This is a genomic window from Acinetobacter lwoffii (assembly GCF_029024105.1).
Taxonomy (GTDB): domain Bacteria; phylum Pseudomonadota; class Gammaproteobacteria; order Pseudomonadales; family Moraxellaceae; genus Acinetobacter; species Acinetobacter lwoffii.
In genome coordinates this window covers 2,492,227-2,508,239 of the sequence record NZ_CP118963.1, presented here as the reverse complement: position 1 = coordinate 2,508,239, position 16,013 = coordinate 2,492,227, and the positions used below count along the sequence as shown (strand labels likewise).

Below are 16,013 nucleotides of genomic sequence, written 5' to 3'. Positions count from 1 at the left end.
ATGGAAATCACCACCATTATCGGGATTGTTATCGCAATTGTGATTATGCTGTTTGGTATAAGAATGCTGTTCAAAAAACCTGTAGAGGCTGTACCTTCACTGGATGCCAACCTGCATATCGACCCGGATAGCCAGACCCCGATCATTCCAAGGCATGTACGTTCTCAGTTGGCACAACAGGATGTCGAATCTGATCGTATCGAGCCAAGCTTGGGTATAGATGAACCGGCTCCTGAAAAGCCTTCCGCCTTTCGCAAGGCTGAATCAACTCCGGTTGAGCCAAAAGCAGTCGAAACTCCTGTAGCTGCCCCGTCAACAGAAGCTGAAGTAGTGGAAAAGTCGGTAGTCACGGCAGCGGATGTTCAACAGGTAGAAGCGGAACAGAAGAATAGCCAGATTGAAACCAAGGAAGAAATGCCTGAATTCAGCCTGAACAGCAACATCGAAAAAGCAGAAATTTCTGAATTTAATGATGAAAGCAGTATTCTGGATGCACATCTGCATGAGCAAAAAATAGTGGATGAAGAAAGTGCTTTGTCCAATGCTGAAACCATTATTTCTTTGCATATCTATCCACAAGGCCGTGTACTTTCGGGTGATAAAACCTTGAAGGTTTTATTGAAATATGGCCTGCGTTATGGCGAACTGGCCTGTTTCCACCGCTATAGTGAAGATGATTCAAAACTGCTGTTTTCGGTACTGCAAATGACGGATACCGGCATGGAAGGTTTTGATCTGGAAACTCTCTCGACTCAGGAAGTCAAAGGTCTGGCCTTCTTCCTGGCTTTGCCGCATAGCGATGTACAAAATGCCTTTGATACCATGGACAGTATTTCACGTCTGATTGCCCGTGAAGTGGATGGTCTGGTCTACGATCAGAACCAGCAGGAATTTACACCACAATTACGTGAATTCTGGCGCCATCAGGCGATTGATTATCGCGCGGGTCAACCTACAGAAGTTTAAGCGGTTTTGTTCGATCTGCAAGTTGAATCTGTGGACTGCAATTTTTATAATAGCCAAAAGCTGAATATTCTACAGGGCGGATTTTCCGCCCTTTTTTATGGTGAAATTATGACCCAAGATGCCACTGTCATTGCGCAAATGCGTCAACTGATTCAACTGCTTGCCAAGCATAATCATGCTTATTATGTGATGGATCAACCGAGCATTGAAGACAGTGAATATGATCAGCTCTTTCATCAGCTCAAAGCTTTAGAACAACAATATCCCGATCTGATCCAGCCGGATAGCCCGACCGATAAAGTGGGTGGGCAGGCGCTTTCAAAATTTGTGACCGTAACACACGCCGTGCCGATGCTGTCATTAGGCAATGTCTTTAATCAGGAAGATCTGCTGGCTTTTGCCCGCCGTATTGAAGAACGTTTGCCGAATCAAAAAATTGAATATGATGTTGAACTGAAATTTGATGGTCTGGCCATTTCACTCTGGTATGAGCATGGCGTACTGACGCGTGGGGTGACGCGCGGCGATGGGGAAACCGGTGAAGACATCACCCAGAATGTCAGAACTATTCGCAACCTGCCGAAACTTCTATCTCCAGTGAATGGCATCATTCCCGATTTGTTGGAAGTCCGCGGCGAAGTGTTGATGCCGAAATCCGGTTTTGAAAAATTGAATGCTGCCAATGCCGCCAAAGGTGAAAAGACCTTTGCTAATCCGCGTAATGCTGCGGCAGGAAGTTTGCGTCAGCTGGACCCGAATATTGCTGCCTCGCGGCCATTGGCTTTTTATGCTTATGGGATTGCTCAGTGCGTGCCGCATCATGGACAAACCACTATGTCCGCCAGTCTGGAATGGTTACATCAGTTCGGTTTTGCGGTTGGCGAGCGTCACTTTATCTGTGACAGTATTCAGGACGTGCAAAAGGTCTACGAACAGATCATTGATGAGCGTGCCAGTCTCAGTGTCGAAATCGATGGTATGGTGATCAAGGTCAATGACCTGAAACAGCAACAACAGCTTGGTTTCCTGAGCCGTGAACCGCGTTGGGCCACCGCCTATAAATTTCCGGCAGTTGCAGCACTGACCACAGTAGAAAATATTAACTGGCAAGTGGGTCGTACTGGAACATTGACGCCGGTTGCGCGTTTGAATCCGGTCGCTGTTGGTGGAGTAACAGTCTCCAATGTGACGCTGCATAATATTGGGGAAATTCACCGTCTGGATGTGCGTATTGGCGATACGGTCAGTGTTTATCGTAGTGGCGATGTAATTCCTAAGGTGGAAAAAGTCTGGCCGGAATTCCGCCCAGTCGATGCAGTAGAAGTGCATTTACCTGAACAATGTCCAGTATGTGATTCACCAGTAGTGATGCCGGAAGGTGAAGCATTGGCCCGCTGCTCTGGCGAACTCTATTGTGCTGCGCAGCGAATCGAAACCATTCGTCATTTTGTGTCGCGTAAGGCCATGGATATAGAAGGGCTGGGTGATCGCTGGGTAGAGTCACTGCTACATTTAAATCTTCTGAAAGATGTATCAGATATTTACCATCTGCATGAGCACCGTGAGCAATTACTCCAGATTGAAAAAATGGGGGAAAAATCGGTCCAGAATTTAGTTGATTCTATCGAGAACAGCAAGAAAACCACACTGGCAGCTTTCATCTATGCACTCGGTATTCGTGGAGTAGGAGAAACTACGGCACGTATGCTGGCCAATACTTTCCAGACACTGGATGCCTTACGTGAGGCAGATCTGGAAGCATTAAAGAAAACTCCAGATGTAGGTGATATCACTGCGGAATGGATTCTGGATTTCTTCCAGGCACCACATAACCTGGAAGTTCTGGATCGTTTACTGGCTGCCGGTATTCACTGGGATGCACCGATTGCACCGACCCGTCAGCCGTTAAACGGCGAAAGCTGGGTGGTCACCGGGACTTTAAGCAGTATGGGACGAGATGATGCAACCCAGTTATTGCAAGCCTTAGGTGCACGAGTCAGTGGCAGTGTGTCCAGTAAAACCAAATGTGTGGTTGCGGGTGAAAAAGCGGGTTCTAAGCTCGATAAAGCAGAAAAACTCGGTGTACCTGTGATCAATGAAGCGCAATTTATTGCTTTGATGAAAGAGCATGGGCAAATCGAAGACTAATCAGTTCTAAACAATGACTCAAATAAAAAAGACACCGAGGATGATGAATCTTCAGGTGTCTTTTTTATTGCTAGTTCAAAACTATAGGTGAATGAGAGGGGGAGGATAGACAAATACAAGGACAGGTTCGGCAATGTGAGTTGAATTCACGTACAATATCGATTCATTTGCAGGTATAGATCCTGCCTTATTGATTCTGTTCTCCCGTTGATGATTGGCATACACATGGCTCAAGCAAAGAAATCTTTTCCGCAACAAAAATCGGAATTACATGCACGAAATCTGCATCGTAGTCGTTACGATTTTCCTCAGTTAATCCAGAGTTGTCCGGAACTTGCCCCTTTTGTCATCCCGAATCAATATAACGATCTTTCAGTCAACTTTTCTGATCCTCAAGCTGTGAAAATGCTCAATAAAGCATTGCTCAAGCATTTTTATGGTATTCAATATTGGGATATTCCTCAAGATTATCTTTGCCCACCTATTCCGGGTAGAGCCGACTATATTCACTATTTAGCGGACTTGTTGAGTGATAGCAATAAAGGTCAGATTCCAACAGGACACGCCGTTCACGTATTAGATATTGGGGTGGGCGCGAACTGTATTTATCCGATTATTGGTCATCGTAGTTATGGTTGGAAATTTGTTGGCTCAGACATTCATCCTGCATCGGTAAAAAGTGCTCAATTTATTGTGGAGGCAAATCCAAATCTCAGGAAGGGGATTCAGATTCGATTGCAAAAGACACCGAGCAATATTTTCAAAGGTGTGATTAAACCTTCAGATCGTTTTGATTTGACCCTGTGTAACCCACCATTTCATGCTTCGCAAGATGAAGCAAATGCCACAGCAACGCAAAAAATACGCAAACTTGGTAAACCGGTTGATCGGTCTAAAGTGGTGTTAAACTTTGGCGGACAAAAGAACGAGCTGTGGTGTGACGGTGGAGAAGAACGCTTTGTTTGCCAGATGGTACAAGAGAGCACACAGTTTGCTGAGCAATGTCTTTGGTTTAGTACACTGGTTTCTAAGAAAACCACATTGCCTATGCTGTTAAATACCTTGCGTAAGTGCGGTGCAGTGGAGGTAAAAACCATTAAAATGACGCAGGGGCAAAAAGAGAGTCGTTTTGTGGCTTGGACTTTTCTAGATGCAAAGCAACAGCAAGCGTGGAAAAATGCGCGTTGGACTTCTGCTTAGCTTGTTTTTAGGCAGGAATAGTGAGCTTGTGGGCGTATAAGTCGGTGTAGTAGCTCAAATTTAATCTGACAGACACAATAAAAAAATCGGTAACTGTCAGATCAGGTTTGAGCAAGTACGATTAAGGAATATATTTTTTCACCACACCATCATCTAGTAATTGCTGGAAGTGCTCGACCAGACTCTCTTTCACCGGACGATATTCCAGACCGAGTTCATCCTTACTTTTTTGTGCATTAAAGAAAATTGGATAACCCATATTCAGTTCTACAAATTTGCGGCTAAAACCTGCTACAGGCCCGAACAGTTTAAAGGCTGCTTTGGGCAGTTGATTGCGTGGGAACGGAAACTTATTGCCGAAATGTGCCCGTAGAATTTGGCCCATTTCCAGCAGACTTAAGCTTTCACTACAAATGATATAACGGCCATGCGCTTGCGGATTAAATGCAGCACGGATATGCGCTTCAGCGACATCCTGAACATCGACCACGCCATTCCACATCGGTGGAACGCCAAGCAGGGTCATGCCATTGGCAAACTGTTGCAGGACTTCTACGCTGCCAGACTGGGTATTTGGTGTTAAGGATTGACCAAAAACCAGTGCCGGATTGATACAGACCAGATCCCAGCGATCCTGTGCTTCAGCCATTTCCCAGGCTTTACGCTCTGCCATGACTTTGGAATAAGGATAAGGCTGATGCGTGGCCGAACTGGTGGTATTCCAGCATGATTCATCAAAACTGTTATTTTCAGTTTGTAGAATATCAATGGCATCGCCATAGGTAGATGCAATACTCGATGTCACGATCACGCGTTTCACTGCTTCAGTCTGATTGACACTATTCAGTACATTTTCAGTGCCTAATACCGCAGGTTCGATAATATCTTTGACTGCATCTTTATAGTTGGTGACCACAAAAGGTGAGGCCATATGAAAGACAATTTCACAACCTTGCATCGCCTGATCAAAAGAACCCGGGCTTAATAAATTGGCCTGAAATAACTTGAGAGTTCCCGGTGTGCTGTCGGCAATTTTTTCTAAATGGGCAAAGCTTTTACTTTTATTTAGGTCACGTACCGTGGCATGTACAGTATAGCCTTGCGTGAGTAATTTCTGGATGACCCAGCTGGCAATATAACCCGATGCACCGGTAACCAGAACAGGCGCTGTTGTTTGTGGATGTGTCATATCGGAACCGTTGTTGTTTTAAATTTGTGTGAATGATAAGCGAAATTTAAGCATGAAGTACGCCAATGCAGTGATGTTTATACAAAAAGAATGAATCTGTCTGGTCAAAATTAAGATTTACAAATTTTAACGCATGTGTTTATTTGCCGGTTTTAGGTTATTGGCAAGCGTAATGAAAATGCAAAGTGTTGTTTTATAAATGGGATTTCATTAAGAACGAAGTGTAAATGCAAGTACTTCTCATTTTAATTATATAAAAATCAAATATTTAACCATGGTTAAGCTTTGCAAATTCAATTGCTTTTCGCCATAATAGCAAAATACAGGTAGGGAGTTATTCAAATGCGCGGAAATCCAGAAGTCGTAGATTATTTAAATATGTTGATCGGTGGCGAACTGGCTGCTCGTGACCAATACTTGATTCACTCTCGTATGTATGAAGATTGGGGATTGACCAAAATCTTTGAACGTATCGATCACGAAATGCAGGAAGAGTCCCAGCATGCGGATGCAATTATCCGTCGTGTTCTGTTCCTGGAAGGAACGCCAAACATGCAGCGCGATGACGTTGAGATTGGCGACGATGTGGTGAGCTGCCTGAAAGCCGATCTAAAACTTGAATACCACGTGCGGGAAAAACTGGCGCAGGGCATCAAGTTATGCGAAGAAAAAGGTGACTATATCAGCCGTGATATGTTACGCCAGCAAATGTCGGATACCGAAGAAGACCATACTTACTGGTTAGAAAAACAATTGCGCTTAATCGAACTGATTGGTCTGCAAAATTATATTCAGTCACAGATGTAAAACCGGATGAATAAAAAACCCAGCACATGCTGGGTTTTTTATATCTTGAAAATACTTAGTTGTTATTACTCATAATGCCAATTTTTTTGACCTCCAGCCTTTGAGCTGCCGCCATGACCATAGCGATATGTTTATATTCAGTGGCACGATCCGCCTTGATTTTAATCTGATCCTGATCCGCTTTTTGCGCTACTGTCTTGAATAAGTTTTCCAGAGCTTGGGTATTTGCTACCGGCTGTTCATTCCAGAAAATCTTACCTTGTGCATCCAGACGTAATTCCACCAGCTCAGGCGGTTTTTCATCGGTTACAGGAGGCGTTCCATTCGGTAGATCGATATTAATCGAGTTATTCGGCAAAGGAATTGTGATAATAAACATAATCAGCAAGACCAGCATGACATCAATCAATGGGGTCATGTTGACATCTAACATCACATCATCGTCTTGATTTGAACCAACATTCATACCCATAAACTTAATCCTTCTTTGTGCTTAAGGTGTAGCGGGCGGAGTGGTGACAAAAGCAATTTTGCCAATACCCGCTTGCTGGGTCGTACTAATCACCTGATCAATTGCTTCATAAGGTGTTAACTGATCACCACGAATATGCACTTCAGGCTGCGGACGTTTCTGTGCTTCTGCCTGTAAACGGCTCAGTAAAACTGTTTTATCTGCAATATTAATTTCGTTCCAGAAAATATCGCCAGTTTTATTGACAGCCAGCTGAACATTTTCTGGCTTGGTTTCATACAGTACATTTCTTTCTTCGGGCAGATCGACAGGTACGGTATGAATGGCAACCGGTACAGTAATCAGGAAGATAATGAGCAGAACCAGCATAATATCAACCAAAGGTGTGGTATTAATGGTTCCAATTACCTCATCATCGCTGTCGTTTGAATTGACCATCATTCCCATGGCTGATGCCTCACTCTTACTTCACGTCACGATTGACAGGATTATTGGTCGTAATTTCGCCGCTGAGTAATACTGCGTGTAAATCAGAACCAAAGGTACGTACTTCTTCCATGACCGCTTTATTACGGCGAGTCAACCAGTTGTAGCCGAGTACCGCAGGAACTGCGACCGCAAGACCGATTGCAGTCATGATCAGTGCTTCACCAACCGGGCCGGCAACTTTATCAATGGATGCTTGCCCTGAAACACCAATGGCAGTCAATGCATGGTAAATCCCCCAAACGGTTCCGAAAAGTCCAACGAAAGGTGCGGTAGACCCGACTGTCGCAAGGAAGGCCAGGCCACCACTCAGATGGTTCTGGATTTTGTCGATCGCACGGGAAATTGAGATAGTGACCCAGGTATTGAAATCAATACGCTCAAGTAGTGTACCGCCATGATTTTTAGTTGATTTAATCCCTTTTTCCGCAATAAAACGGTAGACGCTGGCTTCGTCCAGATTCTCGGTTGCATTATCCAGAGAAGAAGATTCCCAGAAAGTATTTTCAGCTTGCTTAGCCTGTTTGCGAATCTTGCCTTGTTGCAGGCATTTGCTGATCATGATGTACCAGGTACCGATCGACATGACCACCAGAATAAACAAAGTGATTTTAGAAACAATATCACCTTCTTTCCACATGGCTTCTAGGCCATAAGGATTGTATCCAGCTTTTTCATCGCTAGCTTCAGCAGGCAGTGGTGGCGGGGTCGGTGTAGCCGCTGTTGCAGGTGTTGTTACCACTGTTTCAGTGACAGCACTGGTATTGGGGGTAGCGGACTGTTCTGCAAAAACTGTTTGCAGAGGTAATAAAGTGCTCATGGCAATTACACCAGCAGCAGTCATATTTTTTAAAGGTTTTAGTGATTTTTTCATCATGGATCTCCTGATTTTTTTCTTTATCTGTTGTATCTGTTAGTCAAGGACAAATTCATATGGAATGTCATACCAAGATTCTTGCGGTTCGCCATTTTTCATTGCCGGCTTGAAAGTACATAAGCTGAAGGCCTTGGATGCTGCACGATCCAGCGCACGACTACCGCTCGACTTTTTCACTTTGGCATCCTGGACCTTGCCGGTGGTATTTACATATACAGAGATCAAGACTTCACCTTGTTCTTCATTCATCAGTGCATCACGTGGATAGTCTGGGCGTTTACAACCTGCTTCACCTTGTGAAACACCACGAGTTACGCCAGCGGGTGGAGGAGCTGGGGCTGGAGCGGCTGCGACTACTGGAGCCGGTGCTGCTACCGGACTTGGTGAAGGACTCGCTGCAACGGGAGTAGGTACTGCAACAGTTGTCGGTTGGGTTGGTGTTGGAAGTGTTTTCTGTACAGGAACGACTTTTTCAACCGGTTTCACCTCAGGCACTTGTGCTACTTTTTCCACGATTTTTGGTGGTTCAGGTGGTGTTTCTTTTGGTGGCTCAGGTTCAGGCGGCTTAATATCTTGAATAATCATTAGCTCAACTGGCTGTTCCGTTGGTTTAATAATGTCTTTTGCCATACCAGCCATGAGTACCAGGCCAACCAGGATATGCAAAAAAACAACGACCCCAATACCAGTCAGTTTTTTGGCGGAGTTTTTTTCTAAGTCTTCAAACTTTGTGCCCATCATGACTCCTAGAATTTAAGACAAACAGGAAATAGTGCACTGATGAGAAAATTTTTTTAGTTACAGGCAGCATTATTTTTTGTTTGGCTAAAATTAAACGGGGAAAACCGCAAACACCGCTTGGCAGCAGTGTTTGCGAAGTAATTAATTAAAAGAATTTATAAGTACCACGTAGGAAGTAGGTACGGCCCATTGGATCACCGTGACGAGGGTCATAGCCATATTGAGCATTGTTGGTTGCATCAGAAGCAGGTGGTTCTGCATCAAACATGTTGCGAATACCTGCAGTTAGCTCTAAATTCTTGAATCCGCTATAGGTGCCTGCAAAGTTATAAAGCGTATAGGCACTTACATCACGTTCTTGAGAAAAGTCTTCATAACCACGGATATATTGTTGTTCTAGTCTCATTTTCCAGTCTTCATAAGACCAGTTGATATTGGCAATATGTCTCCAGCGGACGACTGCAGGATCATCATAGATGCCGACGAGCCCTTCCCATTCACCGTTTGGTTCTTCTTGCTCATCCATTTTGATGACATAGGTACCATCAATCCCAAAACCAAAACGGCCTGTTGCTGTCATTGGGCTTAAGTAGTTCAGGCTGAGGTCAATCCCTTCAGTTTTTAATCCACCCATATTTTGTAGAGTTGTATTTAAATACTGGATACGACCATCTGGAGCGTAAACGATCAGATTGCCATAGCGATCAAGGTCATTAAAAATGTCATTAGGAGTAACTGAGCTGACTAAACCTTCAATGTCAATATTGTAGTAATCAGCGGTGAATACCAGATTCTTGATTGGTTCATATACGAATCCGGCTGTAAAAGAGGTTGATTCTTCTGGCTGTAAGTCTGGGTTACCACCTTGTTTACGCTTGAACTGCATACCACATTGGTCTGCAAATTGGGTGCTGGTCGGTTGACCGTTAGCATCACAAAAACGTGGGTTATTGAAGTTAGTGCTAGTATTGGTTTCACTTTGTAAAGAGTTGATTTCCCACATACTTGGGGCACGGAATCCAGTACTATAAGAACTACGGAACATTAACTCTTTAACCGGTTCCCAACGTAGGGATACTTTTGGATTGAAAGTATCACCAAAGTCACTATAGTCATCATAACGTGCCGCAAGTTGAGCTTCTAGAGTCGGCAAGATCGGTACATGTAATTCAGTAAACACCGAAGTAATATCACGGTCACCTGAACTTGACGGTTTATTTGGATCAATACCAGAACCTGGAACCTGGCGAACAAGATCGGCATTCACCTTGGCTTCCCAGTCCTGAGTGGTGTAGCTACCACCCAAGGCAAATCCAACTTCACCTGCAGGTAGTTCATAGATTGGACGGCTGACGGTGAAATCTATAGTGGTAGAATCCAGACTTGCCATATTTGTTGGGCCTGCCACATCAAAAGTAGACCATTTCCCAGCATCTGCAGCGGCCTGAGGACCAAATGGGTTTAAGGTGCCATCATTAAGTGCGGCTTGAACCAAACTTTGATTCAGGTAACCACTGACGAAATTATCAGTTGCTTCACTTTTGGCATAAGTAACGCCACCATTTACATCCCAACCGTAGACTTCACCTTCAATCCCTGCAAAAAAGCGGTTTGATTCATTTTCTGATTGAGAAACACGGTTACCTGATTGTGAACGTAAATAAAGTGCTGCTCTTGGATCTACCAGACCAGCGATGTCTGGTGTAATGCCGTTGCCTGGATAATATTTGCTGGTATTTGGAATAGAAAGACTACCTCCCCATACATCAGGTGCTATCGAGGTTTTTACTTTACTTTCAGTATAAATATATTCAGCAACCGCATTTAATGAATCGGTTAATTTGAAGGTACCTTTACCTAGAGCTGAAAAAGTTTCTTCTTCTGGAGTAATACCAATGAGTGCTTGAGTGTTTAACAGGCAACGTGTACCAGATACAAACATATTTGGTGCATTATTACAGTTTTGATTGATATAAGGGTTAACTACACCTACACCTGAATCTAAAAGGTTGGCAGGGAAGCCGGCACTTGAACCGATCGCCATGTTCAACTCTGGAATTAAACCACCACGACGGCTGACTTTACGATCTTTGGCCATGATCATGTCAGAAGTACGATAATCTACTACACCGTAAACGTTGAAACCTTGTTCATCCAGATCACCATAACCACCGAAAATAGAGACATCATATTTGTCGCCATTCTTTTCTTCAGGTGCTTGCAGTCCACCAGAAATACCGAAACCTTGGTATTCCTTTTTGATAATAAAGTTAATTACGCCGGCAATTGCATCTGCACCATATACTGCAGAAGCACCATCACGCAGAATCTCGATTCGCTCAACCATCGCGAGCGGAATAATATTCAGGTTAACTTCAGAAGTACTAAATGGGCTGTTAGCCAAACGACGCCCATTTAATAAAACTAAGGTCTTATCAGTACCAATCCCACGCAGGTTGGCAGAAGAACCTGAAGTATTACTTTTACCAATATTTTGAGAAACAGCAAAACCAGCTTGGTTAGCACTTACTTTATTAATGGCTTCTTCAACCGTGGTGACCCCCTGATTCACCAGATCTTCAACTTTAAGCACAGTAATAGGAGATGCACTTTGTGCAGCTACTCCTTTAATAGATGAACCTGTCACTGTCACTTTTTGAACCTTGGTAGGTTGAGCGGCAGAGTTTTCTGGTTCATCGGCTGCATGTGCCAAAGACAAGCACATCATACTTAAGGTAAGCGTACTTAACTTGAGTATTGTCTTGCCAACTGTTGGAGCCCCCATAGATCCGACCAATTTGTTTTTTTTCATCGTAATTTTCACCCTTTTGTTATGTGAAGTAGTGCTGGGAGGACTTAAGCAAAGCGAATGCCAACTTATAAATTATTAACTTTAAAAAACATTAAGTGATTGAAAGAATTATATTTAATTTGGTTTTTTTAGAGATTTACTAAATTCTGATGAAGAAATATTAAGAGAGTAGGGTTTAAAATCTGAAGAAAGTCTCTATAGGAAACCATGAGAAAGTAAAAAATAAATATTTAATGAATAAGAAAGGAATCTAAAACTGAAAGAGAAATTGAATAAAGTTTAATCATGGTGCATAATTTTTACATAAAATATATAATATTTTTTTAAAATAAATTATTTATAATACAAGTACTTGTGTTTATTTATTGTTTACCTAAAGGTATACAATAGTGCAATAAGATGAAACAGGGTTGAGTTATTTTTGTGCGAAATGAACTTCAGTAAGAATTTTGAGGATAAAAATTTAATTAATGATTCATGGAAAATATTATGTTATTGATAATGTTTTAAATGATTAATAAAAATAAGCTTTTTTGAGTTAATAACAGGAAAAAAACGTTATTTTTTGAGGATGGCATGAAATTCGCTTTGTTCAGTTTATTCCATCTGTCCAGCTTTGACCCATCCATTGAAGCAAATATGGGATGATGTGTTAAAGACTTCCTATAGCAATAAAACTTCAAGATCAAGAATAGGTACAAATTTGAAATCAGCATTTTTCAGTATGACAATTTTGGCCTTGGCCATGACTACGGGGCAAGCCTCCTGGGCAAAATCATCTGCACATCCGGATAAAGTTTTAAACTTGGCTTTCGAAGCACCTGATGATGGTTTTGATATGGTCAAAACCTATAATTTTTATAGTGGTAGCGTTGCTGAAGCTATTTTTGAGCCTTTGTTGCGTTATGACTATCTGGCCCGGCCTGCAATTTTGGCCCCAAATACCGCCGAGTCTTTACCCGTGGTTGAACAGGATGGCAAAGTTTATACTTTTAAAATCAAGCCAGGAATTTATTTCAGTCCGGATCCGGCCTTTCAGGGCAAGAAGCGTGAACTGGTCGCCCGGGATTATATTTATTCCATGCAAAGGGTGATGGATCCAAAAAATCATTCACCTTCTTTTTCCTTTATTGAAGGCAAAATTCTTGGCGCAGATCAGGTCATCCAGCAGGCTAAAAAAACGGGTAAATTTAACTATGATGCTCCGATTGCCGGTTTAAAAGCTCTAGATAAATATACCTTACAAATTACCTTGACCCGTTCAGACCTGAATTTTCCTTACATTCTGGCCTATGTTGCTTTTAGTGGTACCGCACGGGAAGCGATCGAACATTATGGTCATCGGGCAGGTCAGCATCCGGTTGGAACAGGGGCGTATCAGTTACACAAATATGTGCCGCGTAGCCGTATTGAACTGACTGCCAACCCGAATTATCGCGGTTTTGTCTGGAACTTTAAGGGCGATGGTTCCGAATGGGATCAACGTATTGTCAAAGCCATGCAAGGCAAGCAGATGCCGCAAATTGGCAAGGTCAAAATCAGTATTATTGAAGAGGAACAGTCTCGCTGGCTGGCTTTAAAGTCTGGACAACTGGACTATGACAAACTCACTGCGAGCGGTGCCGAACAGGCACTGGAAAATAAGCAGCTGAAAAGTGAATACAAGAAAAAAGGCATCCTGCATTATCCGAATAAAGAACCGGAAATTACCTATACCATCATGAATATGCGTGATCCGTTAATTGGTGGAAATTCACTGGAAAAAATTGCCTTACGTCGTGCTCTTGCCTTGTCCTATAACCAGAAAGAAGCTATCCAGCAGCTGTACAAAGGTCATGCCGATAAAGCTGAAATGATTTTGCCAGAGGGAGTAGGTGGACATGACCCGACGTATAAAAGCAGTATTGCTTATAACCCATTACTGGCCAATAAACTGCTTGACCGCTTTGGTTATAAGAAAGGCGCTAATGGTTACCGTAGCTTGCCTGATGGCAAGCCTCTGATACTAAAAATGAATTCAACCAGCTCAAGCTCTTCGGTGATTTCTGCAGAATTATGGAAAAAAAATCTGGATGCGATCGGGGTGCGAATTGAGTTCAAGGTCAGTAATTTTGCTGACAATTTAAAAGAAGCCACCCAATGCAAGCATATGATGTGGGGTGGAGCCTGGATTGCGGACTATCCGGAAGGGGAAAACTTTGCCCAGTTACTGTATGGGCCAAATGCGCAGCAAGGCAACCTGAGTTGCTATACCTCCAAAACTTATGATGCACTGTACCAGACCGCGATGAAACTGCCGCCGCAGCAGCGGGCGCCATATTATGAGCAGATGAACCGTCAGATGGAGGCCGATAATCCATGGATTCTGCACAATACTCGTATACGTAACTGGTTGATTCATCCGCATGTACAGGGTTTTAAGGCCCATCCGGTGACCAGAGCAGTTTGGCAATATATGGATATTGAACCTGTTAAAAAATAACTTGAGAAGATTAAGAACCAGTATGAATGTGAATAAAAATACTTTAAAAAAACTGGCCAGTGGGGTGCTAATGGCTGGTTTGATGATGGCAGGGGGCGCGTCCACATGGGCTAGCAATCCTGCCAACCCGAATAAGGTTTTAAAAACAGTATTTCTGGCAGCTGAAACCGGTTTTGATCCGGGTTATATCCAGGACCGTTATTCAGCCAAAATTAATGCCGCGATTTTTGAAACCTTATTTACCTATGATTATCTGGCCTCGCCAGCAAAATTAGTGCCATTGACTGCGGTCAGTCTGCCTCAAGTGAGTGCGGATGGCCTGACTTATACCATCAAAATCAAAAAGGGTATTTATTTTGCCGATGATCCGGTCTTTGGCGGTAAAAAACGTGAACTGACTTCGTATGACTATGCTTATAGCTTGAAACGTCTACTGGACCCAAAGCTGCATTCACCGAACAGCTGGTTGCTGGATGGCCGAATTAAAGGGCTGGACGCATGGATGGCCCTAACCAAAAAGAATGGCAAAGCCTATGAAAATCCGTTTGAAGGTATTCAGACCCCAGACCGCTATACCTTGGTATTAAAGCTGAATAATCCGGATCAGAACTTTCCGATGTTGCTGGCACATGGGCCGGCCGCTGCAGTAGCTCGTGAAGTGATTGAAAAATATAAAGACAAGGCGGGTTGGGTCATGAATAGGCCAGTGGGAACTGGTCCTTATGTGCTCAGCCGCTGGACACCAGGCTCACGGATTATCTTAAAACCAAATCCAGCTTATCGTGGTTTTGTCTGGGACTTTAAAGCCAGTGGTGCAGAAGATCAGGCCATTGTAAAAGCCATGCAGGGCAAAAAAATGCCTCAAATCGGCACTATTGATGTGCGTGTTATTGAAGAAGCGCAATCCCGGATGCTGGCATTTAAGAAAAATGAACTGGACCTGCTCGAAATTGAGGGCGATATCGTCGTACAGGCCCTTGATGGCGATAAATTAAAGCCTGAGCTGGCACAGCAGGGGGTGAAGCTGTCACGTATTTTAGAGCCCTCCATTAGTTACCATTACTGGAATATGCAAAACCCGGTCGTGGGTGGTTTCGCGCCAGAAAAAATTGCCTTACGTCGTGCCATGGCGATGGCATTTTCTGTAGAAAACATGATCAATGTATTACTTAAGGGAGATGGAGCAAAACTGCACATGCCTATTCCCCCAGGAGTAGCAGGTTATTCACCGTCCTATAAAAGCAGTATTCCCTATTCAGTCAAAGCAGCCAACATGTTGCTCGACCGCTATAACTACAAGATCGGTGCAGATGGCTGGCGAAAGACGCCTGAAGGTAAACCTCTGGTGATTGAACTGATTACTGGGAATACCAGTCGGGGCCAGCAGCAGGGTGAATTCTGGAAAAAGACCCTGGACAGTATCCATATTCAGCTGACCAGTAAGGCCATGCCATTCGCTGAAGGCATCAAGCTGGAAAAGCAATGTAAAACCATGTTTAAGAGTTCTGCATGGATTGCCGATTATCCGGATGCTGACAACTTTATGCAGTTGTTCTATGGCAAGAATATCAATGTCACCAACAATGCCTGTTTCAAGCATCCTGAATTCGACCGTCTATACGAACAAACCCAGAGCATGCCGCCTGGACCGGAGCGTGATCTGCTCTACCGCAAAATGACCCGGATTCTGGAAGTCAACATGCCGACCTTGATGCTCTATAGCACCTACCGTAACGCTTTGACCCAACCCCAAATTATTGGACATAAGTCCCATCCGATTCTGTCTTCAGAATGGATGTATATCGATATTAATACGAAAAAGTAAGAAAAAAT

General features: G+C 43.4%; 12 protein-coding genes. 6 read left to right on the top strand and 6 right to left on the bottom strand.

Annotated elements, in window-relative coordinates:
- The 3 genes from PYW33_RS12140 (at window position 1) to rlmF (ending at window position 4,314) form a co-directional block, all read left to right on the top strand.
- Window positions 1–966 (top strand): cell division protein ZipA C-terminal FtsZ-binding domain-containing protein, encoded by a 966-nt coding sequence (locus tag PYW33_RS12140; protein ID WP_004646076.1) that lies wholly within the window; start codon window positions 1–3, stop codon window positions 964–966.
- 108 nt (window positions 967–1,074) lie between these two features.
- Entirely contained in the window at window positions 1,075–3,114 is a 2,040-nt protein-coding gene (gene ligA / locus PYW33_RS12135) for an NAD-dependent DNA ligase LigA (RefSeq protein ID WP_034606155.1), read from the top strand.
- Window positions 3,115–3,339: 225 nt separating this feature from the next.
- The gene (gene rlmF / locus PYW33_RS12130) at window positions 3,340–4,314 is read left to right on the top strand and encodes a 23S rRNA (adenine(1618)-N(6))-methyltransferase RlmF (protein WP_004646078.1); all 975 of its coding nucleotides are present in this window, start codon (window positions 3,340–3,342) and stop codon (window positions 4,312–4,314) included.
- Window positions 4,315–4,435: 121 nt separating this feature from the next.
- Here rlmF and PYW33_RS12125 read toward each other — a convergent pair whose 3' ends face one another.
- Window positions 4,436–5,503 carry an SDR family oxidoreductase gene (locus PYW33_RS12125; protein ID WP_004646079.1) on the bottom strand — a complete coding sequence of 356 codons (1,068 nt, stop codon included), beginning with the start codon at window positions 5,501–5,503 and terminating at the stop codon, window positions 4,436–4,438.
- Window positions 5,504–5,845: 342 nt separating this feature from the next.
- On the opposite strand from PYW33_RS12125, the gene ftn reads away from it, so the two are divergent.
- A complete protein-coding gene (gene ftn, locus PYW33_RS12120) occupies window positions 5,846–6,310 on the top strand; it encodes a heteropolymeric bacterioferritin subunit Ftn (protein WP_004646080.1) in 465 nt (154 codons plus the stop codon).
- Between the two features lie 55 nt (window positions 6,311–6,365).
- Here ftn and PYW33_RS12115 read toward each other — a convergent pair whose 3' ends face one another.
- The 5 genes from PYW33_RS12115 to PYW33_RS12095 form a co-directional block, all read right to left on the bottom strand.
- Window positions 6,366–6,782, bottom strand: coding sequence for an ExbD/TolR family protein (locus PYW33_RS12115; RefSeq protein ID WP_004279208.1), 417 nt, complete (start codon window positions 6,780–6,782; stop codon window positions 6,366–6,368).
- 21 nt (window positions 6,783–6,803) lie between these two features.
- Window positions 6,804–7,229 (bottom strand): ExbD/TolR family protein, encoded by a 426-nt coding sequence (locus PYW33_RS12110; protein ID WP_004646081.1) that lies wholly within the window; start codon window positions 7,227–7,229, stop codon window positions 6,804–6,806.
- 16 nt (window positions 7,230–7,245) lie between these two features.
- On the bottom strand, window positions 7,246–8,145 hold the full coding sequence (locus tag PYW33_RS12105; protein ID WP_115736958.1) for a MotA/TolQ/ExbB proton channel family protein: 900 nt from the start codon (window positions 8,143–8,145) through the stop codon (window positions 7,246–7,248).
- Window positions 8,146–8,181: 36 nt separating this feature from the next.
- Entirely contained in the window at window positions 8,182–8,883 is a 702-nt protein-coding gene (locus PYW33_RS12100) for an energy transducer TonB (RefSeq protein ID WP_004646084.1), read from the bottom strand.
- Between the two features lie 148 nt (window positions 8,884–9,031).
- On the bottom strand, window positions 9,032–11,698 hold the full coding sequence (locus PYW33_RS12095; RefSeq protein WP_004646085.1) for a TonB-dependent receptor: 2,667 nt from the start codon (window positions 11,696–11,698) through the stop codon (window positions 9,032–9,034).
- Between the two features lie 724 nt (window positions 11,699–12,422).
- On the opposite strand from PYW33_RS12095, the gene PYW33_RS12090 reads away from it, so the two are divergent.
- Window positions 12,423–14,180 (top strand): ABC transporter substrate-binding protein, encoded by a 1,758-nt coding sequence (locus PYW33_RS12090; RefSeq protein WP_004646086.1) that lies wholly within the window; start codon window positions 12,423–12,425, stop codon window positions 14,178–14,180.
- A 22-nt stretch (window positions 14,181–14,202) separates the two neighbouring features.
- Window positions 14,203–16,005 (top strand): ABC transporter substrate-binding protein, encoded by a 1,803-nt coding sequence (locus tag PYW33_RS12085; RefSeq protein ID WP_004646087.1) that lies wholly within the window; start codon window positions 14,203–14,205, stop codon window positions 16,003–16,005.
- Window positions 16,006–16,013: the final 8 nt, after the last annotated feature.